Raw genomic sequence first — 22,828 nt, 5'->3', positions numbered from 1 at the left:
GGGCCGTAGATGCCGATGACCGAATCCGTCGACACCGCATCCTTCGTGCGTCCGCTGCGCTTCGACGCCGCGCACCCGAGCTTCGCCGGTCACTTTCCCGGCCGTCCGATCGTGGCGGGCGTCCTGCTGCTCGAGGAAGCGGCCGCCGCGCTGCGTGAATGGCGTGGCGTCGGGATCCGTCAGGTCGTCGACGCGAAATTTCTCGCGCCGCTGCTGCCGGGCGAGGACGCCGACGTCGAGCTGGTCGCCCAGGATGCCGGCCGCGTCCGCTTCACGGTGCGCCGTGCCGGCGAGACGCTGGTGCGCGGCACGTTCGAGGCCGGCTGATGAGCCACTGGAAGCAGCGCGAAGGCGGCGGCATGTTCGCCATCTGGACGATCCGCACGATCGCCCTGGTGCTCGGCCGGTCGGTCGCGCGGCTGCTGCTCTATCCGATCACCCTGTATTTCTTCCTGCGCCGCGCGCACGAGCGCGCCGCGTCGCGGCTCTACCTCTCGCGCGTGCTCGGCCGTCCCGTGACCGGACGCGACGTGTTCCGGCACATCCACATGTTCGCCGCGACGCTGCTCGACCGGATGTTCTTCCTCGCGCGTGGCGAGAAGGACTTCCGGGTCGAGGTCGAAGGCCTCGCCGAGCTCGACCGATGCATCGACGCCGGCCGTGGGGTGCTCCTGATCGGCTCGCACCAGGGCAGTTTCGAGGCCCTGCGCGCGCTGGGCGCGCGCCGCCCCGACGTGCCGCTGCGCGTGGTGCTCGACAAGCAGAAGACGCCCGCGCTGACGACCGTGCTCGAAGCGCTCGCGCCGGACGTCGGCGCCGCGGTCATCGACGCCTCGCTGGGTGGCGCGTCCGTCGCCCTGGCGATGGCCGAAGGTGCGGCGCAGGGCGGCATGGTGGCGCTGCTGGCCGATCGCGGGCATGCGGGCGAGGCGACGCTCGATGTGCCGTTCCTCGGCAAACCGGCGCCGTTCCCGGTCGGCCCCTGGCTGCTGGCGTCCGCGCTGAAGATTCCGGTGGTGCTGTGCATGGGCATCTACCTCGGCGGCAATCGCTACCGGCTGATCTTCGAGGCCTTCTCCGATGGCATCGAGATCCCGCGCGCCCAGCGCAAGGCCGTGCTCGAAGACATCGTCGCCCGTTACGCGGCCCGCGTGGAACACTACGCACGCGTCTATCCCTTCAACTGGTTCAATTTCTATGACTTCTGGCAAGAAATGGGTCCTGCTGCTGACGAGCCTGCTGCTTCCGCTCGCCTCCCTCGCCACTCCGACGCCTGATGCCGACGACGCGAACGCGCTGATCGCCAGCCTGCACCGGCCGGCGCCGGCACGCACGCCGTTCGCCGAGGCGCGCTTCATGCGCGTGCTGGACAAGCCGCTGGTGGTTTCCGGCGAACTCGGCTGGCTGGGTGGCGACAAGCTGGAGCGTCGCGTCGAGAAGCCGGCGAAGGAGGTCTCCACGATCGCCGACGGCGAGGTGACGCAGGAGCGCGAAGGCAAGAAGCCGCGCAGCTTCTCCCTCAATCGCGCGCCGCAGCTCAAGGTGCTGCTCGACAGCTTCGTGGCGCTGCTCGCCGGCGATCCGTCGCGGTTGTCCCAGTCGTTCGACGTCACCCTTGGTCGTGACGCGGATCGCTGGGCGCTCACGCTGACGCCGCGCGACGCGCGCGTCGCGAAGCAGATCGCGCGCATCCAGGTCTATGGCAGCGGCACGGTCGCGCGCTGCATGCGGATGGACGAGGCCGATGGCGACATGTCCATCGATCTCCTCGGCGAGCTCGCCGGGAGCATGCCCGCGGCGCCGACTCGCGAAGGCCTGATCGCCCAGTGCGGCGGCGCGATGTGAGGGGGCGTCGCCTCGGCATCCTCATCGGCTGGCTCGTCGCGCTCGCGCTGCTCGGCGCGGTCGTCGCCACGCATCTGAAGGTCGGCACCGACCTGCGCAGCTTCATGCCCGCGCCGACGACGCCCGATCAGAAACTGTTGATGGACCAGGTGGGTGAGGGCCCGGGCTCGCGATTGCTGCTCGTCGCCATCGACGGCGGCGACGACGCGACCAAGGCGGCGCTCAGCCGCGGCCTCGCGTCGGCGCTGCGCAAGGACGACGGCTTCACCCAGGTCGTCAACGGCGACTTCGACCTCGGCATGCTCGACAGTTCGCTGCTGCCGTACCGGTTCCTGCTCTCGCCGACGCTCGATCACGGCGCGCTCGACGAGACGTACCTCGCGGACGAACTGCAGCAACGCCTCGACGACCTCGGTTCACCCGCCGCGACGCTGCTGAAAGGCCTGCTGCCGCGCGATCCCACGCTCGAAACGCTGAAGCTCGCGGAGCGCTGGACGCCGGCGCGCTCGCCCGAGGTTCGCGAAGGCGTGTGGTTCTCGTCGAAGGGCGAGGCGCTGCTGCTCGCGCAGACGCGTGGCGCGGGTTTCGATCCGGGCGCGCAGGAAGCCGCGATCGGCCGGTTGCGCGCCGCGTTCGCCGCGCTGCCCGGCAGCGGCGGCTCCCACCTCACGATCAGCGGACCCGGCTACTTCACCGTGCTGGTGAACGCCCAGACGCGCGACCAGGCCGACTGGATCGGCCGCATCTCGACCATCGGCTTCATCGTGCTGATGCTCGTGGCCTATCGCAGCATCGGTGCGCTGCTCCTCGGCGCGCTGCCGGTGGCGACCGGTGCGCTGGTCGGCATCGTGGCGCTGACGCTGAGCTTCCCGGAGGTCCACGGCATCACGCTCGCGTTCGGCTTCACGCTGCTCGGCGTGGCGCAGGAATATCCCATCCGGCTGCTGAGCCATCGCCGCGCGGGCGAATCGGCCGTCGCCGCCGTGCGCGGCCTGTGGCCCCTGCTGCTCACGGCGATCGCCTCGGCGTGCATCGCCTACCTCGCGTTCTACGCATCCGGCGTCGGCGGCCTGAAGCAGCTGGCGGTGTTCACCATCGCAGGATTGCTCGCCGCGGGCTTCAGCACCCGCTACATGCTGCCGTACGTGCTGCCGGAGCACGCGCGCGACGTGTCCGGCATGCCGTGGCTCGCGTCGTTCCGCGATTGGCTCGACGCGTTGCCGCGACCGCGCTGGCTACCGCTGCCGATCGTCGCCGCCGTGCTGGCGATGCTGTTCTTCGCGCCGGGTCCGTTCTGGCAGAACGATCTTTCCGCGCTGACGCCGCTTCCGCGCGACCTGCTGATGAGGGACGCGCAGCTGCGCGGTGAACTCGGCGCCCCCGACGTGCGCTACCTGCTCGTCGTGCAGGCACCGGATGCCGATGGCGTGCTCCGCGCCTCGGCGGCGCTCGAGCCGCGGTTGCGCGAGCAGGTCGCGGCGAAGCACCTCGACGGGTTCGAGCTGGCCTCGATCTACCTGCCCGATCTCGCGACCCAGCGCGCGCGCCAGGCGAAGCTTCCCGACCGCGCCACCCTCGACGCGAGCCTCGGCGCCGCGCTCGACGGCATGCCGTTCCGCAAGGATCTGTTCGCGCCGTTCGAGGACGACGTCGAGACGGCACGCCACGCCGCATTGCTGACGCCGGCGATGTTCGCCCGTTCGCCCCTGGGCCAGCGCATCGCGTCGATGCTCGCGCACCGCGACGGTCACTGGGTCGGTCTGTCCACGCTGAGCGGCGTGCACGACGCGTCCGCCGTGGCCGCCGCCGTCGCATCGGCCGGCGTCGACGCGCGCCTGCTCGACCTGAAGGACGCGTCGGAATCGCTGGTCGCGGCGTACCGCACGCGCATCCTCCACGCCGTGCTGGCCGCGACGGCGTTGCTCTTCCTCACGATCACGCTCGCCCTGCGCAGCGTGCGACGCGCGTGGCACGTGCTCGCGCCGATGACGCTGGCCACGTTCCTCGTGCTCGCCGTCGAGCGCATGCTCGGCATTCCGATTTCGCTGTTCCACCTCGTGGCGCTGATCCTCGCGGCCGGTCTGGGACTGCATTACGCGCTGTTCTTCGAGCGCGACACCGGCGATCCGGCGGAACAGCGGCGCACCTTGCACGCCACCGTGGTCTGCGTGATCGCGGCCCTGCTGGTGTTCGGCATGCTGGCGTGGTCCTCGATCCCCGTGTTGCGCGCCATCGGCCTCACGGTGGCGCTCGGCGTCGGCTTCCATTTCTGCCTGTCGATCCTCATGGCCCCGCATGCTCGCAAAGACTGACTTCGTCGATCTCATCCCGCATGCCGGCGACATGTGCCTGCTGGATGCCGTCGTCGCCTGGGACGAGGGATCCATCCATGCGCGCAGCACGAGCCACGTGCTCGCCACGCACCCGCTGCGGGGCGCCGACGGCATGCACGCCGTGCACCTCGCGGAATACGGTGCGCAGGCGATGGCCGTGCATGGCGCCCTGCGTGGGCGCGACGAGGGCCGCACGGCGCCGCGTCCCGGCATGCTCGTGAGCCTGCGCGGCGTGAAGCTGGCGGTGGATCGCGTCGATACGCTGGACGGCGCGCTCGACGTGCACGCCGAATGCCTGATCGCCGATGCCTCCGGCGCGCAGTACGCGTTCCGCATCCTGCACGAAGGTCGGGAAATCGCCTCCGGCCGCGCCGCGGTGATCCATCCCGAAGGGTGAATCGCCGGCCCGGAGGGGCTTGAAAGGTGACTGATGAGGAGCCTGACCGCCACCCTCCGGACCGACGGAGACAAGTGTGGCCGCAGGGCGTCTCATGGATCGCGACGCCGAACCTCGCGCCGCGGGCGAAGGGTGGGAGCCGATCGTATCGGCGATCCCGCGGCAGCGGGCCCGGCGCGGCGACGTATCAGGCCACCGCGGGAAACAGCGCCATCCGCTCCGACTCCGTGTCCGCGAGATGCCCATACCCCTCGCGCACGGAAGGATGATCCACCGCGGCACGTTCAACGATCGTCGCCGCCAGCGCGCGCATCATGCTCACATTGCGCCGCAGGCGCGCGACCAGCGCTTCGTCGTCGAGGCGGTCGTGGAGCGTGCCGTTCATGTCGGCGAACCAGGCCAGGTCGCGCTGGTCGAGCATCGCGCGCGGGTTGCGCCGCTCCGAGACCTCGTGCCAGCGCTGGAAGAACGCCTGCATCGTTGTGTTGAGCTCGGTGGCCTCCGCGAACTCCGGCCCCATGCGCGCGATGAAATCCGAGTCGCCGAGGCGGCCCTGGAACACGATCTGGCAGAGGACGCCCCAGTAGTACGCGTAATCCCAGATCACCTTGACCGGAAGCACCTCGGGATCGCCGAACAGGTTGTACTGCCCGCGGTACATGCGCAGCGTGCCTTCGTAGAACGAGAAGAACAGCCGTTCGTAGTGGCGCGCGTGGGGTGCGAGTTTCTCGCCACGGCGATCGAGTCCGACCAGCAGCGTGATGTACGTGTTCGCGATCGCGATGAAGTCGCTGCCGGGCGAATAGAAGGGATCGAGGAACGCACCCGCTTCGCCCGTGAGCGCCCAACGGTCCGGCGAGAACATCCGCGAGCAGCCGTACGAGAAGTGGCGGAAGAAGGCGAAGTCGAGCAGCTTTTCGCGCCGCGACTCGACATGCCGCGCGACCAGCGGCTGATGTTCGCGCAGCCATTCCAGCGCGAGGTCGAACGTCTTCATGCCTTCGAGCGGATGCATCGCGGCGTCCGCGACGATGCCAACCGAGTGCGCACCGGAAGCCAGCGGAATGAGCCATACCCAATAGCCCGGGCCGACGAGATGGTTCGTGGAACGCCAGCGTTCGGGCGGATGGCAACGGTCCTTCCATTCGGCGTCGTCGCACCAGTCGTCGATGGCGAGGCGGTCGTCGATGCGGAACCACACGGCGTTCGCGTGGTGACCGTTGTCGCGGGTGAGGTCGAGCTTGCGTCGCATCAGCCCTGCGCGGCCCGAGGCGTCGAGCAGCCAGCGGGCGCGAAGCACGTCGTCGCCCTCGGCCGTCGACACGCGGATCGTATGGTCGTCCTCGCCCGGTCCCACGTCGAAGCCGCGCACGGTCACGCCTTCGCGGAAGTCGATCCCGCGACGCCGGGCTTCCTCGCCGAGGAAGTTCTCGAGGATGCCGCGGTCGATCTGGTAACTGGGCGTGGGAAGCACCGCGCTGACGCCGAGTTCGGTGATGTCGGCGATGTCGTCGAGGCCTTCGGAGAAGAAGAAGCGGAAGCCGAACTTGCGGATGTGCCGGGTCTCGAGATGGTCGCGCAGGCCGATCACGTCCGCGAAGTAATGCGCGGCGATCTCGACCGTCGACTCGCCCACCTTGTGCGCGGCCTCGGGCAGGGGGCGGCCCTGGCGTTCGAGCACGACGATATCCATGTCCGGATACGCGCCCTTGAGCTGCATCGCGAGGGAGAGCCCCGCGAGTCCACCGCCAAGTACCACCGCGTCGTGCGTCTTCCCATCCATTCGATGCAACCCCTGGTGCGATTGGTCCGGATCAGTGGCCGTTGCGGCCGCCACCGATGATCGTCGGCGCGCCGAGCGAACGGCGGTAACTGCCCACCACGCTCCCGTAATGAAAAATGCGGCCGATCGTGTAGAGGGTGATGCGCGACACGTCGCGCACCGGCTTGAAGTGGCTCATGCGGAAGTCGCCCTGGTAGCGCGAGGCGATCGGCACGGAAACGACACCGATGCCGCGCTCGCGGCAGGCGGTGATCAGGACGGCGGCCTCGAAGACGAAATGCTCCGCCGGTACGTCGACGAGATCGAGCACCGCGCGTGGATAGAAACGCTGGCCGCTCTGCGTGTCCGCGACGGGGCGCCCGCATGCCCACGAGATGCCCCAGTCGGCGACCGCGTTCGCGCGGCGCCGCCCGTTGGGCTGCTGCTCGCGTTCCAGCAGCCGGGCGCCGATGACGATGCTGCCGGGATGCCGCTCGGCCGCGGCGAGGATGGCGGGTATGTCGGAAGCGAGGTGCTGGCCGTCGCCGTCCATGGTGACCACGCCGTCGTAGCCCTGGCGGATGACCTCGCGAAAGCCCGTGCGCAGCGCTTCGCCCTTGCCTCGCCGCGTGTCGTGGCGAAGCAGCGTCACGGGAAGAGAGCGCACGATCGCCGGCGTGCCATCGTCCGACCCGTCGTCCACCACGATCACCGGGAGGCCGAGCGCCACCGCCTCGCCGACCACGCGCCCGATGGCCCGTTCCTCGTTGAGGCAGGGAATCAGGATGCAATAGCGAGGGGTCGCGGCGCTCATCCTGCGACTCCGACATCGATGTGCAGATCGAGGCCTTGGGCGGCCGCGACGCGGAGCGCCGTCGGGCGCGTCAACGCCAGCGCGCGCATCAACGGTATCGCGCGGGCCGACGGGTTGCTGGCGGCGATGCCGTCGAGCCATGCGTCACCCAACGGCTCGCCGCCGCTGTTGCCGGGCTCGGGGGTGATGTCGAGCCGGACGGCCGCGCCATCGGCGCGTGGCGACAGCACGAGCGCCACGGCGAACGGGCCGGTCGTCGTGGTCATCTCGCCGAGCGGTCCGCTGCCCGCGATGTCGTAGCTGGCCAGGAGCACGTCGCGATCGTCGGCGACCGCCAGCGTGGCCGCTTCCAGCAGCCCCGCGCCGAAGGCGTACTCGCCACCGGAGACGGCGCTCGAACTCGCATGGCAGTGCGTGGCGATCGTCCAGTAACCGGCGGGCGCGTTGTGCACCGAGTTGTGGAACTTCGTGGGCGAGAGCTCGGCCGGCGCGGTGGCCAGCGTCTGGCACATGTAGTCGGTGATCACCTGGTCGCCGTGCGCGGACGCGAAAACGCACGGCAGCGTGTCGGCTTCGCGTCCGCTCATGCGGACGGCCTGACCGGCGGCGGCCGCCGCCAGCAGTACGCTTTCGGGCGCGCGACGGCGTTCGTTGGGCGGCAGCACGTCCGCGGCGGGTCGTGCCGTTTCGCCAGCCGTCGCGGCACCGCTCACGATCTCGCGGAAGGCATGCCAGTCGCCGGCGCCGGGTGCCCACAGGCCGATGCCGCCGACCCAGACGGAGAGTGCCGCGCTCATGCGAGATACCCCGCGCGGGCGAAGGCGAGGCAGGCGTTGTTGCCACCGAAGCCGAACGAGTTGCTCAGTGCGATGCGGATGTCGCGCTCCTCGCGCGTCCATGCCATCTGCGGCCCGCAGAGTGGATCGGGCGCGTCGGCGCCGAGGTTGCCCGGCACGCTGCCGTCGCGCATCGCGAGCAGGGTGATCGCCGTCTCCAGGATGCCGGCGGCGCCGAGCGTGTGCCCGGTGAAGCCCTTGGTCGAGCTCGCCCGTGTGGACGCCGGGAACGCGCGGGCGACCAGGGCCGCCTCCACCTCGTCGTTCTTCTGGCTGGCCGTGCCGTGCAGGTTGATGTAATCGACGTCGCTCGGCTCGATGCCCGCGCGCGCCAGCGCGTCGCGCAGGGCGAGCTCGGCGCCGAGGCCTTCGGGATGCGGCGTGGACATGTGGTGCGCGTCGCTCGCCTCGCCGTAACCGATCAGCAGCGGCGCATCGTCGTCGCCGACGGCGCGCTCGAGCAGCGCGAATCCGGCGGCTTCGCCGATGGAGATGCCGCTGCGCCGGGCGTCGAAGGGACGGCACGGTTCGGGCGACACGAGCTCCAGCGCGTTGAAGCCGAAGAGCACGCTGTCGCAGAGGGTGTCGGTGCCGCCGACCACGGCGGCGTCGATGAGGCCGAGGCGGATCATGCGCTCGGCGTTGGCGAAGACCTTCGCGCTCGACGAACAGGCGGTGGCCACCGTGAGGCAGGGGCCGTCCAGATCGAACGCGGCGGCGACGAAACCCGCCAGCGAATGCGGCGTGTGGATGACCGCCCGGTGCAGGTCGGCCGGCATCCGGCCGTCCTCGAGGCGGCGGTAGCCTTCCTCGGTGGAGCCGATGCTCGCGGTGGACGTACCGAGCAGCACGGCCACGCGTGCCGAGCCGTAGCGTTCGCGCGCGGCGTGGACCGCGTCGGCGAAGCCGTCCTGCTGAAGAGCCAGCCAGGCGAGGCGGTTGTTGCGGCATTCCCACTCGGCGAAGCGGGCGGGCAGCGGTTCGTCCTCGACCCCGGCGACGCGGCCGATCCAGCACGCGAGCGGGGCGACGCTGAAGTCGTTCGGGGCGAGGCCACCGCGCGAGGCGGCGAGGGCGTCTGCGTGGGCGCTGAGCCCCCGGCCGAGGGCGGATGTGGCGGTGTACGCGCGGATGGCGAGAGGAGGCATGGGATGGGGCATGCCGCGAGCCTATCCTTTTTGCTCGGTAGCGTCGCGTGAACGCAAATCGTCGTTCAGCGATTGCACCCCGGAGCGACAGTACGCAGACTGTGCGTCTTCCCGCGGACCCGAGCGATGTCCGGTATCCAGGCACCGAAAATCCTGCGCCGAGGCGTATGGCGATACCTCAGCGACCGCGACATCCTCGTGGCGGCGTTCGTCACCGCGATCGCGTTCGCCGCCACGGCCGGGCTGCTCTACGTGGCCCACGTCGCCCGGGTGGTGTGGCTGGCCACGCGTAGCCCGGCGAGCGCGCCGTCACGCCGCACGTTGCTGGTGTTCGGTCGCCGTCTGGTGGACGACCGGCCCGAGGCCGATTTTCGCCAGCGTCTGGCGCGCGCGCGGGATGATGCGCTGGCGGGTTTCGCCTCGCGGGTGTATCTCCTCGGCGGTTTCAGTGGCGGGTCGGTGAGCGAGGCCGAGGCGGGGCGGCGCTGGCTGCTGGGCGAAGGCTGGCCGCGGGCGGTGCCGCTGGCGCTGGAACAGATGTCGATCGACTCGCTGGAGAACCTGCGCCATGCGCGCGTGCTGCTCCGGGAGCGCGACGACGACCCGTTGCCGCCGGTGTGGCTCGTGACCAGCCGCTACCATCTGGCGCGATGCCTATACCTCGCCCGGCGGCTGGGTTTCGACGCCGGGCCGGTCGCCGCCGAGTCGCATGTTCCGTGGACCCCGCGCTACGCGATCCGTCTCGCGATGGAGGCCGGGTATCTGATGTGGATCGACACCGGCATGCGCTGGGCCGCGCTCACGGGCAACCATCGGATGGCGGCGCGTATCACCTGACCGTGGCGGCTTGCCGCAGCGGTGCCGCCGCGTCCACTTGCTAAGCTCCCCGCCTGTTCCCCTCACGAAGCGGCGCCACCCATGTCCGATCAAGCCGATCTCGCCGAAGCCTACCTGCACGGACTCCAGGACCGGATCTGCGCCGCCATCGAGTCCATCGACGGCAAGGCACGGTTCGAGGAAGACGCGTGGACCCGTCCCGCGGGCGGTGGCGGACGCACCCGCGTGCTTCGCGACGGCGGCATCTTCGAGCAGGCGGGCGTCAATTTCTCGCGGGTGTCGGGATCGCCGTTGCCCCCGAGCGCCACGGCGCACCGGCCCGATCTCGTCGGCGGCAGCTTCGTGGCGACCGGTGTTTCGCTGGTGCTGCATCCGCGCAACCCGTACATCCCGACCACGCACGCCAACGTGCGCTACTTCGAAGCCTCGAAGGAAGGCGTGGAGCCCGTCTGGTGGTTCGGCGGCGGTTTCGACCTGACCCCGTACTACCCGTTCGACGAGGACGTGCGTCACTGGCACCGCGTGGCGAGGGACCTCTGCGAGCCTTACGGCGACGACGTCTACGACCGCTACAAGCGCTGGTGCGACGAGTACTTCTACCTCAAGCACCGTGGCGAGACGCGCGGCGTGGGCGGGCTGTTCTACGACGACGTCAACGAGGGCGGCTTCGACCGCTGCCTCGACTTCACCCGCGACGTCGGCGACGGATTCCTCGAGGCCTATCTGCCTATCGTCGAGCGTCGTCGCGACATGCGCTACGGCGAACGCGAGCGGGAGTTCCAGCTGTACCGCCGTGGCCGCTACGTCGAGTTCAACCTCGTCTACGACCGCGGCACCCTCTTCGGGCTGCAGTCCGGCGGGCGCACTGAGTCGATCCTGATGAGCCTGCCGCCCCGCGTGCGCTTCGAATACGCCTACACGCCGGAGCCGGACAGCCCCGAGGCGAAGCTGTCCGAATACCTCAAGCCGCGCGAGTGGCTGTGAGGCGAAACGCCGATCAGGGCGAGGCGCCCGAGAACTTCTTCGCGGTCGCGCCATCGATGCGGCCGACGGTGGCCGAGTCGCTGACGTAGAGCTCGACCTCGCGTTCGAACCGGAGCGTGCCCTGCACGACGGCATGCGGACCGATCACCACCCTGGGCACGCGGCTGTTGCCGTTGAACCAGCTCATGCTCGGCTTCTTGACGACGATGCCGCCATCGATCCGCGCGCCCTCGCCGATGGTGATGTCCGAGTTGGTCGTCTCGATCCCGCCGCCGACGTGCGCCCCCTCGACGGTGATGTCGCCGTTGACGTTCGACAGCTGGCCCTTTACATCGGCGCCCTTCTCCAGCTTCAGGCGGCCGTTGACGGTTTCCACCGTGCCCGAGACCTGGGCCTTCTCGTGCAGCGTCACCGCGCCGTTGACCGTCTCCGCCTTGGTGGCCGACGCGCCTTCGCCCAGCTCGACGGCGCCGTTCACGGTGCTGGCTTCCTTCACCACGGCACGGTCGCCGATACGAACGGAGCCGTTCACCGAACTGACGTCCCCGGCCCGCTGTCCGGCCTCGACCGAGGCGGTGCCGTTGACCTTGCTGACATCGCCATCGTCCGCGAAGGCGGCGCCGGAGACGGACAGGGCGATGAGGATCGAGAGAAGCGTGCGGCGCATGGGTCGGACTCCACGGGTGACTGAGCCCCTAGGATGCACCCCTCCGGCGCAAGGTTTAGCGTGACTGACGGCAGGGGGGGCGGGCCGGAGGCGATCAAGTTGACGCGACCGACCCCTCGCCCCACCATGGCTTTTTCCCTCGCATCGAAACGAACGCCATGTACAAGCTCGTCATGATTCGCCACGGCCAGTCGGCCTGGAACCTCGAAAACCGCTTCAGCGGCTGGGCCGACGTCGACCTCAGCGAGCAGGGTATCGCCGAAGCCCGCGAGGCCGGCCGTCTCCTGAAGGAAGCCGGCTTCACCTTCGACCTGGCGCACACGTCGTACCTGAAGCGCGCCGTGCGCACGCTGTGGCACGTGCAGGACGAGATGGACCTGATGTGGGTGCCGGTGGTGACCGACTGGCGCCTCAACGAGCGTCACTACGGCGCACTGACCGGCCTCAACAAGGCCGAGACGGCCGCGAAGTACGGCAACGAGCAGGTGCACATCTGGCGTCGCAGCTACGACACGCCGCCGCCGGCGCTCGAGGCCGGCGCGAAGTCGTTCGCGGACGACGCGCGCTACGAGGGCATCGACGTGCCGCTGACCGAGTGCCTCAAGGACACCGTGGCCCGTGTGCTCCCATACTGGCACGAGGTGCTGGCGCCGGCGATCCGGTCGGGTAAGAACGTCGTCATGGCGGCCCACGGCAATTCCATGCGCGCGCTGGTGAAGTTCTTCGACGACATCTCCGACGACGACATCGCCGACCTCAACATCCCCAACGGCATCCCGCTCGTCTATGAATTCGACGCCGAGCTGAAGCCGGTGAAGCACTACTACCTGGGCGACCAGGCGGAAATCGAGGCGAAGATGGCCGCCGTGGCCAACCAGGGCAAGGCGAAGTAATCGCAGGGCTGGGTGACATCCGTCATCCCCGATGCCTCACAACCGCCCCTCGTACCGAAGGGCGGTTCGCGCGAATCTGGTACCACACCGTCCACGAGGCCATCGCCATGCTCGCCCCATCCGCCCTCCCGCTGCTCGTCGCCCCGCTCATGGCCTTCGCCGTCTACCGCCGCGTCCGCGGCAGCTTCGGGCGGCAGCCGATCCGGACGACGCGGATGAAGGTCCGCATCGGGATCTTCGCCGTGGTGATCGGCCTCGCGATGCTCTCGGGGCTGCAGGACATCCGTCTGGCCGAGGGCGTTCTCGGGGGAGCCCTGGCGGGCGCGGCGCTCGCCACATTCGTCGGCCTGCGCCTGACGCGCTTCGAGGCAGGCGCCGGCGGCACCGACTTCTATATCCCGAACCCCTGGATGGGCGGCGCGCTGACCGCGCTGCTGGTGGGGCGGCTCGCCTGGCGCTTCCTGATGTTCGCTCCCGCGCTGGCCGGTGGCACGGTCGCCGCGGCGCATGGGCCGGCCCCCGGCAACAGCCCGCTGACGATGGCCGTGATCGGTCTTACGCTGGGCTATTACCTCGCCTACTACGCGGGCATCCTCGTCCACCATCGCCGCTTCCTGCGCTCCCGGGCGCAGCCGGCCTGACCGGCGCGACGGCGTCCGTCAGAGGGCGTCGTTGTCCAGTTCGCCCGTACGGATGCGCACCACCTGCTCCAGCGGGCTGACAAAGATCTTGCCGTCGCCGATCTTGCCCGTACGGGCCGCCTGCTGGATCGCTTCGACGACGCGCTCGATCTGATCGTCGGCCACCGCGACCTCGAGCTTGATCTTGGGCAGGAAGTCGACCACGTACTCGGCGCCACGATAGAGCTCCGTGTGGCCTTTCTGCCGACCGAAACCCTTCACCTCGGTCACCGTCACCCCCTGGACGCCCACATCGGCAAGGGCCTCGCGGACGTCGTCCAGCTTGAAAGGCTTGATGATGGCGACGACCAGCTTCATGTAGTACTCCTGGGGGACGCGCCGGTTGCCGGCGCGCGGACGAGCATTGTGCCATCCGGCCGCGGGATCGTGTCCATACGGTGATCTGTAGGAAAACCCCTACAACACGTGTAGGCAACGACCTATAGCGCCTACAATCCCATCACTCTAAATTCATTCCACGACATCGAGGTGCGCAAGATGGATGTGCAGGGTATCGATCAACTCGCACAGCGATTGGCATCGTTGGTTCCGCCAGGGTTGGCGCAAGCGCGTGAGGATATGCATGCCAACTTCAAAGATATTCTGGCGCAGGGACTACGCCGCCTCGATCTCGTAACCCGCGAAGAATTCGATGTACAGAGTCAGGTCCTGGCGCGCACGCGCGACCGGCTCGAGCAGTTGGAAAAGCGCCTCGCCGATCTCGAAATCAGCGCGGCGCACCGCGGCCAGTAAGGACGGCTGCACAGCCCGGGACCGCCCCCGATCCGTCACCCTCACCCCGAGAGCGGTCGGGGGCGGTTATTTTCCCAGCGACCGCAAGGGAGTGCGTATGCGGAACGGAGCCCGCGAACACCTCGTCCACGCCCTTTGGCGCCCGATCCGTTACCGGTTACGATTCCCGGCGCCATGAGCCTCGCCGTCACCCTCTCTCGCGCGCAGGAAGGTGTCACCGCGCCGCAGGTCGTCGTCGAGGTCCACCTGTCCGGCGGCCTGCCATCCACCTCCATCGTCGGCCTGCCCGAAGCGGCCGTGCGCGAGGCGCGCGACCGCGTGCGCGTGGCCATTCAGAGCACCGCCTTCGACTACCCGAACCGGCGCGTCACCGTGAACCTCGCGCCGGCGGAGCTGCCGAAGGACGGCGGCCGCTTCGATCTCGCCATCGCTCTGGGCATCCTCGCCGCCGGCTCCCAGGTGCCGCGCGAACGTCTCGACGACTGCGAATTCCTCGGCGAGCTGGCGCTCTCGGGCGAACTGCGCGCCGTGCCCGGCATCCTGCCCGCGCTGATACGCGCCCGGCGTAGCGGCCGGCGCATCGTTGTTCCGATGGCCAACGCCGCCGAAGCGGCGCTGATCGGCGAGGGCGACGTCCTCCTGGCCGAAAGCCTGGCCGAGGTCTGCGCCTGGCTGCGGGGGCAGGCCGAGCTGACGAGCCCCGCGGCGGCCGACTTCTACCAGATGCCGACCTGCGGCCCGGACATGCGCGACATCCGCGGCCAGCACCAGGCGCGCCGCGCGCTGGAAATCGCGGCCGCCGGCGGTCACCACATCCTCCTCGTCGGCCCACCCGGTACCGGCAAGACGATGCTGGCCGAGCGCCTGCCGGGCATCCTGCCGCCGATGAGCGAAACCGAAGCGCTGGCCAGCTGCGCCGTGCGCTCCCTGTCCGGCGAGGACATCGATCCGCGTTGCTGGCGCCGGCGCCCGTTCCGCGCGCCGCACCACACGGCGTCCGGTGCCGCGCTCGTCGGTGGCGGATCCTCGCCGCGCCCGGGCGAGATATCGCTGGCGCACAATGGCGTGCTCTTCCTCGACGAACTGCCCGAGTTCACCCGCCACGTGCTGGAGGTCCTGCGCGAGCCGCTCGAGTCGGGACAGATCGTCATCTCGCGCGCGGCGCGGCAATCGACGTTCCCGGCGGAGTTCCAGCTCGTCGCCGCGATGAATCCCTGCCCGTGCGGCTACGCCGGCGACCCTCTCCACGAGTGCCGCTGCACGCCCGATCAGGTGCAGCGCTACCGCGCACGCATCTCCGGTCCGCTCCTGGATCGCATCGACCTGTGCGTGCAAGTGCCGCGCGTACCGATCTCCGAACTTTCGGCCCCACGCGGACCGCACGACGACGACAGCGCCACGGTGCGCGAGCGCGTGATGCACGCGCGCGACAAGGCGTTGGCGAGGGCAGGGCAACCGAACGCCGAACTCAGCGTCGTCAACCTCGAGCGCGACTGCGCGCTGCTCTCCGACGAACGCGAATGGCTCGAAGCCGCCCTCGACAAGCTCGGCGCATCGGCACGCGCCTACCACCGCATCCTCCGCGTCGCCCGCACCATCGCCGACCTCGAAGGCGGCAGCGGTTGCGTCGAGCAATCGCACCTCGCCGAGGCGCTGCATTACCGCCGCTTCTGAAGATCGGAATACGCACCACGCGGTCTGCTATGTTCGCGTCGGGACGACGTCCGCCGTGCTGAGGCAAATGCCGCGATGAGAACCTTACGGATGCGGAGCGGGCTGCTCTCCGGATTCTGGGCGCCTGTATCGGAGACGATGCATCACGAGTGCAGTTCTTTGCTGATCTCGAAGGTGCCACGGTCGATGAAGAGGCGCCCGATGGTGCGCGCCTTATCTTTCATATCCTCGAATTGCAGCGAGGTCCGTGCAAGGGCCAAGACACTTTTCGTGGCGCAGACCGTTTTCCCGTCGAGGGAACGGTGAACGACGCGGGTGGGGCAAGCGCCGAGGTCTACATTTATCACGTCGATGATCGGATCTACGAGCTCGAGATTCTCCGTCCAGACGCGAAACCCCTGTTGAAGCCGAACTGGAAAACTCTCAAGCCCCGATGACTGCTCGACGGGCACGTCGCGATGTGCGCGTAGGCAGCATCGTCAAAGAAATGAGATTACGCTCTAGCGAGGTGCCGGTGCATATGAGAGTAACGATATCTCCCCAGGAGCTTCGATTACTGGAGTCTCACGATGAGACGAAGGATCTCACGCGAACTGTCGTCGTCCGGGCGCATAGGCTGGTGCTGGAGGGCACGGGTTATCAGCTCGCCATGCTGCGAGAAGCATGCGGGGACCTGCTTGTCAGGATCGGTTTCGACGACGACTTCAACCCGAACGCTACCGGGCGAATGCTCGAGGATCTCATCGATAAACTGTTCGAAGACGAGGTCGGTTCGCTTTAGTGACGCGCAGCCCACCCGGTCTTATTTCTTGGCGCCAGATGGATTCGAAGCATGCAGACCGCCTTGCTGGTCCTGATGTGGCTTCCAGTGATCGTGCTGGGGCATGTGCTTTCCGCGATCCTTTTCAAGGGAGGCTCGCCAGCGAGCTATGTGTTCGAGGCCGTGTGGCCCGTAGCCAACGCTTTCCTTGCGTACATGTTCTGCAAGAAAGGCGAAGGGATCCTGGTGATACGGCTGGTGACGTTCTTCATTTTCGAAGTAGCGGCCCTGGCCATCGTACTGCTGTACTTCGGATAGACGGACCGGGCGAATCCGTAGATGTGGGGGCGGACAGCGGACGTCGACCTATTCCTCCGAGGTCGACGCCGGCCATTCCGGCGCATCGGGGTCGAAGACGAGGATGTCGCCCGGCTGGCATTGCAGGTACTCGCAGATGGCGGCGAGGGTGCCGAAACGGATGCCGCGCACTTTTCCCGACTTCAACAGCGACAGATTGCTCTCGGTGATGCCGACATGGGCGGCGAGGTCGCGCGATCGCACCTTGCGCAGCGCCAGCATCACATCCAGGCGAACAACGATTCCCATGCGTGGTCTCAGACGAAGCCGCGGTTGTCGTCTTCGAGGCGTCGTGCCTCGTCGAACAGGCGCGCGATGAAGAACAGGAGGGCGGCGACGATGAGGGCGAGCACGCGCCCGTCGTCGAAGCCGACGGTGATGAGTCCATGCCCACCATGCGCGACGAACAGGCTCAGCTGCATGATCGGCGGCAGGAGCAGGTCGGCGACGACGGACAGCAGGTAGAACAGCGCGAAGCGCCGGAAGCTCCGCGTCATCGAGCGACCGAACGGATCGCCCGCCTCGACCGCCCGCAACGTCGTGGCGAGGGATAGCAGGCTCAGCACGGCCAACGCGATCACGACGCCGCTGGCGACCAGACGCCACACGCGCGGCAGCGCCTGCCCGGTGACCTGGATCACGCTGTTGTCCGACACCACGGATACGCCGAGCAGCATCAGCACGAGCAATGTGCTCGCCGCGAGCGTTAGCCAGCGCAGCTGCCGAGCCCGGCGTTGCACGAATTGCGATCTCATTGTTGAACGGCCATTGTTTTCTGTATTACAGTAAATAAAGTCGGTTTAACGAAGATTACCGAACGCATGGCGGCGGCGCAACCGTCGGTGCGACGTAGCGCCGTGCCCGACGAATTCAGCTGCGCCGCCCGCGGCGCGAACCCTGACCCTGACGACAGGTTGCTTCTCATGAAAACACGTTATGTCCGGCACCTCATGGCCTTGCTCGCATGCGCGGGCTCGCTCGGTGCCATGGCTCATCAGTCCGATCCCACCCGTCGCGCCGAGGATGCGCTCGACGCGTGGCGAATGAACGAGGTGAGCGCGCTGTTGCCGACGCTACCCGAGACGGCCGCGGCCGATTACGTGCGCGGGGTCGCCGCGAACCGCGTGAACGACATCGAGGGGTCGAAGCGCTATCTTCTGCGTGCGCTGCCGCGGCTGGAGCAGGCGCATTCCCCGCTGGCGCTGAATACGCTGTTCGCCCTCGCCGACGACTACCAGAAGAGTTACGCCTACGCCGACCAGGCACGCGTCCTGCGCGACGTGTTGCAGGACCACGGTGCCGAACTCACGCCCGGGAACGTCCCGGGGGTGAAGAGCGTCCTGGCGCTGGCAAGCGGGCTGGCCGGCTCGCCGCCGCAGACCGTCACCTTCTCCGGGCCGTCGCAGGTGCCCATCCGGCGCAATCCCCTGGGCACCCTGGACGTAGAGGCCGTGGCGAACGGGGTCAGCGGGTCATGGATGCTCGACTCCGGCGCCAACTACTCCGTCGTCAGCGAGAGCTTCGCCAGGCAGCTCGGGCTTTCCGCGACGGGCGCGATCGACGGACTTGCGAGTAGTACGGATGCCACGTTCCAGAGCAAGGTGGCCGTCGTCGATGAGATTCGTCTCGGCAGCGCCACGCTCCGTCACGTCGCCGTGCTCGTCGTTCCCGACGAGCAGCTGATGATGAAGCTGCCGACGGCCCAGCATCAGATTTCGGCGGCCTTCGGGTTCCCTGTCTTTCAGGGCCTGGGCCGGATCCGCTTCATCGGCGACAAGGCGATCGCGATCGGTTCGGAGGCCGATGCCGTCGACGACGGCACGCCGCTCTTCATGGCCGACCTGAGTCCGGCCGTCCTGCTGCGCGTGGAGGGGGACATGCTTCCCTTCATCCTCGACACGGGTGCCAGCGCGACCGGTCTGACGTATCCGTACTGGAAGAGGGTGAAAGCACGCGCGAAAGACTGGCCGCACGCCCAGCATGCGACGGCGGGCGCGGGAGGAACGCGCAGCTACGACACGGTCAGGCAGCCGGAATGGAAGGTCGCCGTCGGCGGCGGCGACGTGGTGCTGAAGAACGTGCGCGTCGAGACGGTCAGTCGCGCCGGCGTGGGCAGCGCCCCGATGTTCGGCATCCTGGGGCAGGATCTCTGGGCGAACGCCGCCGGCTTCACGCTCGACTTCCGGTCGATGCGCTTCCGCATCGACAAGACCACGGCCGGGTCTACGGCCGCGCTGCGGTGAGCAGCGGCCACGCCGCCATGGCGGAGGCGACGACGGAATGCAGTTCGTCCGTCGTCGTTCCGCCTCGCGCGCTGAGGCTCAGGCCCCTGTAGACCGTGGCGTAGAACGCGGCCACGGCCGCGATGTCGGTTCCGGCGGGGACGTCACCGTCGGCGACGCCCTTGCGCAGCCGCGCCGAGAAGTTCTCGTTGTTGGCCTCGCGCAAGGCGCGGAGACCGGCCTCGACATCGGGAGGCAGGTCGCCCGCCTCGCCCGCCGTCTGCTCGACCATGCAGCCGCTCGGGAAATCGGTGCGGGAAAAGACGGTCACGGCGTTTCGCAACAACGCCTCGACGCTCGCGCGCGCGGTGGGCAGCGCCATCGCGCCCGATACGAGGTCCGCGTGGAGCGCGACGTAGCGGTCGACGGCCGCCCGGTAGAGGCCCGCCTTCGAACCGAACGCCGCGTAGAGGCTGGGCGAGGCGATCTCCATGGCGCCGATGAGGTCGTTCATGGACGTCGCCGCGAAGCCCTTCGCCCAGAACACGCGCATGGCCCGCTCGAGCACGGCGTCCCGGTCGAAGGTGACGGGGCGGCCGCGCCTCGGGGCGGGGGACTTCGGTTGACGGGGCATCGTCCTGCTCCTGATTTATTTGTCGATCATTACATAAATTGCTTGCAGCCGGAAAACAGCGCCGGTAGGATTTATGTATCGATCGACACATAAATCAACCAGAGGACCCGCCCATGACTTCTTCGACCCTCCCGCTCGCCGGAAAACGGGCGCTCGTTACCGGCGCGGCCCGCGGCATCGGTGCGGCCATTGCCCTGAAGCTCGCCGAAGACGGCGCCGATGTCGCGATCACGTACGAGAAGTCGGCCGCAAGGGCCGAGGCGCTGGTGGCCGAGATTCGTCGCCTCGGGCGCCAGGCCGTCGCGATCCAGGCCGACGCGGCGAGCCCGGATGCATCCGTCGCCGCGGTGCACCGTACCGTCGCGGAACTCGGCGGCCTCGACATCCTGGTGAATAACGCCGGCGTGCTGGTGGCGGGTGCGTTCGCGGACCTGACGCTGGAACAGATGGACCTGCAGCTGAACGTCAACGTGCGCGGCGTGTTCGTGATCACCCAGGCGGCGCTCAACCACATTCCGGACGGCGGTCGCATCATCACCATCGGCAGCAACGCGGGGCTGTCGGTGCCATTCCCCGGCATCGCCGTCTACGCGGCGACCAAGTCCGCCATGGAGAGCTTCACGCGAGGACTCGCTCGCGAGCTCGGCCCGCGCCACATCACCGTCAATCTCGTCCGGCCCGGCCCGATCGACACCGACATGAACCCGGCGGAAGGTCCGCTCGCGGCGTCGATCCTGCCGAGCCTTTCCATCGCCCGCTACGGCAAGACGCGCGAAGTCGCCGAGGCCGTGGCTTTCCTCGCCGGACCGGGCGCCGCCTATGTCACGGGCTCCGGCATCCTCGTCGACGGCGGCATCAGCGCCTGAGCGTCCGAAAGCATCGAAGGAGATAAGACATGACGAAGATGATCGTGGTCTGCACCGGCGACGAAGGCACCCGATTCGATCGCGACTACTACGCCACGGAGCACTTCCGCGTGGCGATGGCATCGTGGGGCAAGTACGGCCTTCAGTCCGCCGAGGCGTTCTTCCCCTACGCCGGCTCCGCCGAATGGATCTCCATCGGCGTCTACACCTTCGCTTCCGAACAGGGTGTGCACGACGCGCTGGCGAGTCCCGAAACCCAGCAGGTGATGGACGACGTGACGAACTTCACCGACGCGACCGTGGTGCTCAGAAGTCTGTTCACGCCGTTCTGAGCGACGCGGTCAGCGTTCCGCGAGCGGCTCGTCGGCAAGCATGCGGTCGGCGAGATCGAGCATCGCGCGCAGTCGATCCATGTGCCTCAGGTCCTGGTGGTAACCGACCCAGATGTCGCGCGACGGGGGCGGCGTATCGGTGTCGATGCGCTGCAACCCCGTGACGGCGTCGCCCAGCGGTCGCGGCAGCACCGCGAGGCCCATGCCGCGCAGGCACATGCGCGACTGCACGCTGCGGCTCGTGCTGGTGAAGGCGCGACGCGCGCGCGGGAAACGGTCGAGCAGCCACGCGACATCGGGGAAGTGCGCCTGCGCGGTGTTCATGAGGATGAGGCCGACGGATGCCGGATCGTCATGCATGGCGCGCACGGTCTCCGCCGAACCGTAGAGACCGTAAGGCATCGTCATCAGGCGGCGCTGCACGATGTCCGGTTCGCTGAAGGGCACGATGCGGAACGCGACGTCGGCGTCGCGACGAGAGAGATCCAGCAACCGATAGCTCGCGATGACCTCGGGCACGACGGCCGGATGCAGCCGGCTCATCTCGCTAAGGACGGGTGCGAGGACGTAGCCGGCGAACCACTCCGCGGACGATATCCGCAGGATGCCCTCGAGGCGTTCCTGGTTACCGGCGAGGCGCCGCTCCATCGACAGGGCGGCGTTCTCCATGGACTCGGCGAGGGCCATGACGGCGTCGCCCGCGTCCGTGAGCAGGAGCCCGTCGCGCGTGCGGCGGAAGAGGGGCTGTCCCGCTTCGTCCTCCAGCGCCTTCACCCGGCGGCCGACGGTCGGATGGCTGACGCCGAGACGGCGCGCCGCTTCGCCAAGGGACCCACCGCGGGTCACCGCCAGGAAGATCCGGACATCGCTCCATTCCATCTCGTCGGCCGTTCAAAAGTGAACGATGAATATGCAGCAATGGCAGTGCCCGGACAATCCTGTACGCGCCAACATGGTTCGCACCGTTTCTTTCGCCGAGGTCACCATGCCATCCGCATCGAATGCCGGACGTTCTCCGGCGCGGCCACATCCGGGCTCGCCGACCACACCGGTCTGGGCCGACGTGCCCGCGCGCACGTCGCGCCGCGGCGACTTCTGGATCACGGGCGATCGCGTCGAGAAGGATGGCGCGCACTACCAGGCGGGCCCGATGTACGTCGCCTGGGAGGCGCCCGTCGATGTCACGCAGGCACTGCCGATCGTGCTCGTCCACGGCGGCACGCTGCAGGGAACCGAATGGGGCGACACGCCCGACGGGCGTCCGGGCTGGGCGCAGCGATTCGTCGAAGCGGGTCATGCCGTGTTCGTCGTCGACCGGCCCGGTCACGGCCGCTCGCCGTACCATCCGGACATCCTCGGGCCGACCAGTCCACCGTTCTCCTACGAGCGCGGCCGTGCCGTGTATTTTCCCGAGGGCGGTGGCGAAACGCAGTGGCCGTTCGATCCGTCCGATGCGGACGCCTTCGACGCGTTCATCGCGGCGTACGGTCCCATGCCCGCCGATCTCGCGCATGCGCAAAGCCTCGACGCCGATCGCCTCGCGCGTCTGCTCGATCGCATCGGCCCGGCCATCGTCGTGACGCATTCCGCTTCGGGGCCCGATGGCTGGCTGCTGGTGGATCGGCGCCCGGATCTCGTCCGCGCGATCGTCACCGTCGAGCCCATGGGGCCGGCGTTCGGACACACGCCCGGTATCGGCACGCTCACCTGGGGCCTGACCGCGGCGCCCATGCGCTTCGATCCTCCGCGCGCCACGCCGGACGAGGTGCGCGCGGCCGCGGCGGAGACGCTGCGCATCCCGTCGCTCACCGGATTGCCCGTCGCGCTGGTCACCGGGGAAACGTCGGTGTTCGCGACCTTCGCCCCGTCCATCATCGGTTTCCTGGAGCACGCGGGCGCGCGTGTCGACCATCTGCACATGCCCGCGCATGGCATCCGCGGAAACGGGCACGGGATGATCTACGAAAAGAATTCCGACGACGTGCTCGCCGTCGTGCTCGCGTGGCTCGACGGTCTTCGCACCCGCTGACCGGT

The 22,828-nt window shown here is 68.5% G+C and carries 27 protein-coding genes; 17 read left to right on the top strand and 10 right to left on the bottom strand.

Annotated elements, in window-relative coordinates; all coding sequences use genetic code 11:
- Positions 1-15: 15 nt before the first annotated feature.
- Genes BMY69_RS15645 through BMY69_RS15625 form a run of 5 tightly spaced genes read left to right on the top strand, consistent with a single transcriptional unit; the run spans position 16 to position 4,575 of the window.
- Complete coding sequence (locus BMY69_RS15645; RefSeq protein ID WP_090180037.1) at positions 16-327, top strand: ApeI family dehydratase; 312 nt, start codon at positions 16-18, stop codon at positions 325-327.
- Positions 327-1,277, top strand: a complete 951-nt coding sequence (locus BMY69_RS15640) for an LpxL/LpxP family acyltransferase (protein WP_090057741.1) — start codon at positions 327-329, stop codon at positions 1,275-1,277. The genes BMY69_RS15645 and BMY69_RS15640 overlap by 1 nt, the downstream gene beginning before the upstream one ends.
- Positions 1,198-1,845: a LolA-related protein gene (locus BMY69_RS15635; RefSeq protein WP_090179930.1), complete on the top strand. Its 648-nt coding sequence runs from the start codon at positions 1,198-1,200 to the stop codon at positions 1,843-1,845. The genes BMY69_RS15640 and BMY69_RS15635 overlap by 80 nt, the downstream gene beginning before the upstream one ends.
- Positions 1,842-4,157: an MMPL family transporter gene (locus BMY69_RS15630; protein WP_255364581.1), complete on the top strand. Its 2,316-nt coding sequence runs from the start codon at positions 1,842-1,844 to the stop codon at positions 4,155-4,157. The genes BMY69_RS15635 and BMY69_RS15630 overlap by 4 nt, the downstream gene beginning before the upstream one ends.
- Complete coding sequence (locus tag BMY69_RS15625; RefSeq protein ID WP_090179925.1) at positions 4,141-4,575, top strand: hotdog family protein; 435 nt, start codon at positions 4,141-4,143, stop codon at positions 4,573-4,575. The genes BMY69_RS15630 and BMY69_RS15625 overlap by 17 nt, the downstream gene beginning before the upstream one ends.
- A gap of 187 nt (positions 4,576-4,762) precedes the next feature.
- Here BMY69_RS15625 and BMY69_RS15620 read toward each other — a convergent pair whose 3' ends face one another.
- The 4 genes from BMY69_RS15620 to BMY69_RS15605 are packed head-to-tail and all read right to left on the bottom strand — an operon-like array spanning position 4,763 to position 9,147.
- Positions 4,763-6,358 carry an NAD(P)/FAD-dependent oxidoreductase gene (locus tag BMY69_RS15620; RefSeq protein ID WP_090179922.1) on the bottom strand — a complete coding sequence of 532 codons (1,596 nt, stop codon included), beginning with the start codon at positions 6,356-6,358 and terminating at the stop codon, positions 4,763-4,765.
- A 31-nt stretch (positions 6,359-6,389) separates the two neighbouring features.
- Entirely contained in the window at positions 6,390-7,151 is a 762-nt protein-coding gene (locus BMY69_RS15615) for a glycosyltransferase family 2 protein (protein ID WP_090057729.1), read from the bottom strand.
- Complete coding sequence (locus tag BMY69_RS15610; protein ID WP_090179919.1) at positions 7,148-7,948, bottom strand: beta-ketoacyl synthase chain length factor; 801 nt, start codon at positions 7,946-7,948, stop codon at positions 7,148-7,150. The genes BMY69_RS15615 and BMY69_RS15610 overlap by 4 nt, the downstream gene beginning before the upstream one ends.
- A complete protein-coding gene (locus tag BMY69_RS15605) occupies positions 7,945-9,147 on the bottom strand; it encodes a beta-ketoacyl-[acyl-carrier-protein] synthase family protein (protein WP_255364580.1) in 1,203 nt (400 codons plus the stop codon). Before BMY69_RS15605 ends, BMY69_RS15610 begins: the two co-directional genes overlap by 4 nt.
- Before the next feature lie 114 nt (positions 9,148-9,261).
- Here BMY69_RS15605 and BMY69_RS15600 point away from each other — a divergent pair, with 114 nt between their 5' ends.
- Both BMY69_RS15600 and hemF read left to right on the top strand, forming a co-directional pair.
- Positions 9,262-9,972: a YdcF family protein gene (locus BMY69_RS15600; RefSeq protein ID WP_090179915.1), complete on the top strand. Its 711-nt coding sequence runs from the start codon at positions 9,262-9,264 to the stop codon at positions 9,970-9,972.
- 81 nt (positions 9,973-10,053) lie between these two features.
- Positions 10,054-10,956, top strand: a complete 903-nt coding sequence (gene hemF, locus BMY69_RS15595) for an oxygen-dependent coproporphyrinogen oxidase (RefSeq protein ID WP_090179914.1) — start codon at positions 10,054-10,056, stop codon at positions 10,954-10,956.
- 13 nt (positions 10,957-10,969) lie between these two features.
- On the opposite strand, the gene BMY69_RS15590 is transcribed toward hemF, so the two are convergent.
- Positions 10,970-11,623, bottom strand: a complete 654-nt coding sequence (locus BMY69_RS15590) for a DUF4097 family beta strand repeat-containing protein (RefSeq protein ID WP_090179911.1) — start codon at positions 11,621-11,623, stop codon at positions 10,970-10,972.
- A gap of 158 nt (positions 11,624-11,781) precedes the next feature.
- Here BMY69_RS15590 and gpmA point away from each other — a divergent pair, with 158 nt between their 5' ends.
- A complete protein-coding gene (gene gpmA / locus BMY69_RS15585; RefSeq protein WP_090057716.1) occupies positions 11,782-12,516 on the top strand; it encodes a 2,3-diphosphoglycerate-dependent phosphoglycerate mutase in 735 nt (244 codons plus the stop codon).
- Between the two features lie 107 nt (positions 12,517-12,623).
- Positions 12,624-13,157, top strand: a complete 534-nt coding sequence (locus BMY69_RS15580) for a CcdC protein domain-containing protein (protein WP_090179909.1) — start codon at positions 12,624-12,626, stop codon at positions 13,155-13,157.
- Positions 13,158-13,175: 18 nt separating this feature from the next.
- On the opposite strand, the gene glnK is transcribed toward BMY69_RS15580, so the two are convergent.
- The gene (gene glnK / locus BMY69_RS15575; protein WP_089981492.1) at positions 13,176-13,514 is read right to left on the bottom strand and encodes a P-II family nitrogen regulator; all 339 of its coding nucleotides are present in this window, start codon (positions 13,512-13,514) and stop codon (positions 13,176-13,178) included.
- 180 nt (positions 13,515-13,694) lie between these two features.
- Between glnK and BMY69_RS15570 the strand changes: the two genes are divergently transcribed.
- The 4 genes from BMY69_RS15570 to BMY69_RS15550 all read left to right on the top strand — a co-directional run bounded on the left by BMY69_RS15570 (position 13,695) and on the right by BMY69_RS15550 (position 16,701).
- Positions 13,695-13,949 carry an accessory factor UbiK family protein gene (locus tag BMY69_RS15570; RefSeq protein ID WP_090057710.1) on the top strand — a complete coding sequence of 85 codons (255 nt, stop codon included), beginning with the start codon at positions 13,695-13,697 and terminating at the stop codon, positions 13,947-13,949.
- A gap of 174 nt (positions 13,950-14,123) precedes the next feature.
- Positions 14,124-15,623, top strand: a complete 1,500-nt coding sequence (locus BMY69_RS15565; RefSeq protein WP_090179906.1) for a YifB family Mg chelatase-like AAA ATPase — start codon at positions 14,124-14,126, stop codon at positions 15,621-15,623.
- A 149-nt stretch (positions 15,624-15,772) separates the two neighbouring features.
- Complete coding sequence (locus BMY69_RS19410) at positions 15,773-16,060, top strand: hypothetical protein (protein ID WP_143070493.1); 288 nt, start codon at positions 15,773-15,775, stop codon at positions 16,058-16,060.
- Between the two features lie 395 nt (positions 16,061-16,455).
- Entirely contained in the window at positions 16,456-16,701 is a 246-nt protein-coding gene (locus tag BMY69_RS15550; RefSeq protein ID WP_090179898.1) for a hypothetical protein, read from the top strand.
- 48 nt (positions 16,702-16,749) lie between these two features.
- On the opposite strand, the gene BMY69_RS15545 is transcribed toward BMY69_RS15550, so the two are convergent.
- Positions 16,750-16,989, bottom strand: coding sequence for a helix-turn-helix domain-containing protein (locus tag BMY69_RS15545; RefSeq protein ID WP_090057704.1), 240 nt, complete (start codon positions 16,987-16,989; stop codon positions 16,750-16,752).
- A gap of 8 nt (positions 16,990-16,997) precedes the next feature.
- Entirely contained in the window at positions 16,998-17,480 is a 483-nt protein-coding gene (locus tag BMY69_RS15540; RefSeq protein WP_177191201.1) for a DUF2975 domain-containing protein, read from the bottom strand.
- A gap of 183 nt (positions 17,481-17,663) precedes the next feature.
- Here BMY69_RS15540 and BMY69_RS15535 point away from each other — a divergent pair, with 183 nt between their 5' ends.
- On the top strand, positions 17,664-18,983 hold the full coding sequence (locus tag BMY69_RS15535; RefSeq protein ID WP_177191200.1) for a retropepsin-like aspartic protease: 1,320 nt from the start codon (positions 17,664-17,666) through the stop codon (positions 18,981-18,983).
- Here BMY69_RS15535 and BMY69_RS15530 read toward each other — a convergent pair.
- Entirely contained in the window at positions 18,964-19,596 is a 633-nt protein-coding gene (locus BMY69_RS15530; RefSeq protein WP_090179890.1) for a TetR/AcrR family transcriptional regulator, read from the bottom strand. The genes BMY69_RS15535 and BMY69_RS15530 overlap by 20 nt on opposite strands.
- A gap of 113 nt (positions 19,597-19,709) precedes the next feature.
- Between BMY69_RS15530 and BMY69_RS15525 the strand changes: the two genes are divergently transcribed.
- Together BMY69_RS15525 and BMY69_RS15520 are read left to right on the top strand one after the other, a co-directional pair.
- Positions 19,710-20,462 (top strand): SDR family oxidoreductase, encoded by a 753-nt coding sequence (locus BMY69_RS15525; RefSeq protein ID WP_090179888.1) that lies wholly within the window; start codon positions 19,710-19,712, stop codon positions 20,460-20,462.
- Between the two features lie 29 nt (positions 20,463-20,491).
- A complete protein-coding gene (locus BMY69_RS15520) occupies positions 20,492-20,794 on the top strand; it encodes an EthD family reductase (RefSeq protein ID WP_090057691.1) in 303 nt (100 codons plus the stop codon).
- A 9-nt stretch (positions 20,795-20,803) separates the two neighbouring features.
- Here BMY69_RS15520 and BMY69_RS15515 read toward each other — a convergent pair whose 3' ends face one another.
- On the bottom strand, positions 20,804-21,673 hold the full coding sequence (locus tag BMY69_RS15515; RefSeq protein WP_090179885.1) for a LysR family transcriptional regulator: 870 nt from the start codon (positions 21,671-21,673) through the stop codon (positions 20,804-20,806).
- A gap of 106 nt (positions 21,674-21,779) precedes the next feature.
- Between BMY69_RS15515 and BMY69_RS15510 the strand changes: the two genes are divergently transcribed.
- Positions 21,780-22,823, top strand: a complete 1,044-nt coding sequence (locus BMY69_RS15510) for an alpha/beta fold hydrolase (protein ID WP_218143207.1) — start codon at positions 21,780-21,782, stop codon at positions 22,821-22,823.
- The last annotated feature ends 5 nt before the right edge of the window (positions 22,824-22,828 follow it).

Source organism: Luteibacter sp. UNC138MFCol5.1, assembly GCF_900110505.1.
GTDB lineage: Bacteria > Pseudomonadota > Gammaproteobacteria > Xanthomonadales > Rhodanobacteraceae > Luteibacter.
Note: the sequence above shows the minus strand (reverse complement) of the source record. Positions and strands in the feature narration are given on the sequence as shown.